Here is a 1,343-nt window from a genome sequence, read left to right on the forward strand (position 1 = left end):
TGCCGGCGGCGGTATTGGTCGAGTGAAGTTTTTTTAGAAGCGATGCTGCGCGATTTGCTGTAAACCGATTCGTCCAAGTCCAGAGTTTGGCGGCCTTCGGTGATATGGACGTTGCGGCCGGAGAGGGTAACCCTGCCTTTATCGCTGGCAATGCTGCCTTGGCGGACGGTCAAACCGTCTTTGGCGGAAAGCAGGATATCGCCCGAGGTACTGATGCTTGTACCTGCTTCGGAGGTTTGGCTGATGTGGCGGTGGTTTTTATCGCTCAATCCGCCCCGTTTGCCGTGTGACTCGAGTTTGGCGGTACCCAAACCGATGCGGCCGTCTGAAACGATTTGGGTTTGACCCTTGGCTGCTTCGTTGCGCAGGTCGGCGGCGACAAAGTCGATGCTTTCGTTGGCTTTGAGGCTTAAGAGGCCGTCTGAAGCATTGTTGACATACAAACCGGCCACACGGTCTATTTGGGTTTGGCCGTTGCGTCCGTCGCCGTGGGTGGATGTCGTGGAGGCAACGCGGATGCGGCCGGCTTCGACGGCGAGGAGGGTGTCGGCTTCAACGGTGCCGCCGTCGATGTTTACGTCTTGGCCGCGCAATTGTACTTTACCGCCTTGAACCACACCGCTGTTTTGGATATCGGTGGCGGATAAGTCCACAATCTTGCGTCCGGCCAGAGTGCCGCTGTTGACGATGCTGCCCGCGCCGTCCACTGCCAGCTTGTCGGCACTGATTAAGCCGCCGTGGGCATTGATGTCGCCGGGTTTGACGGTGAGGTAGACTTTGGGTGCCAATACGTCAACCGTGCTGCCGTCGATTAAGGTCAGGGTTTGCGTTTCCAGCCAAACGATGTCGGCAGTAAGCCGCGCCACTTGTTCGGGCGAAAGGGCGATGCCCGGTGTGAGCTGCTGCTGGCGGGCGAAGGTGATGCCGGCTTCCATCAGGGCTTTGAACTGTTCTTCGTCGTTGGTATAACCGTCGAGGCGGCGGTAGCCGGTTAGGCGGGCGATTTGCTCGTTCACCAGTTTTTGTTCGTAATAGCCGTCGCCCAGGCGTTTGTGCATATGGCTCGGGTCGAGGTTGAGGGCGTTGAGCATATAGCCGCTGCCCAGCCATTGTTTGTCATTGGCAAAGGCCGGATCGGTTTCGACCAGATACGACGGGTTGGCCGGGTTGACGGCATACAGGCCGGAAGTCGGCAGCTTGGTGGCGGTGTTGAGGGTTTTAACGGGCGCAGGGGTGCTGCCGCCGTGGGTAACGGCGGTTGGGTTGAGGGCGGCGGCTATTGCCAGATTTTGAAGCTTGCCGAGTGAGGCATTTTCCTGATATTTAAGCGCCGGGCTGTCAAG

Annotated in this window: 1 pseudogene; it reads right to left on the minus strand. The window is 58.5% G+C overall.

What is annotated here, in order from left to right:
- A pseudogene (locus ACFPVS_RS13610) lies at positions 1 to 1,343 on the minus strand (hemagglutinin repeat-containing protein); the annotation flags it as partial.

This window comes from Neisseria weixii, assembly GCF_042658245.1.
Taxonomy (GTDB): Bacteria; Pseudomonadota; Gammaproteobacteria; order Burkholderiales; family Neisseriaceae; genus Neisseria; species Neisseria weixii.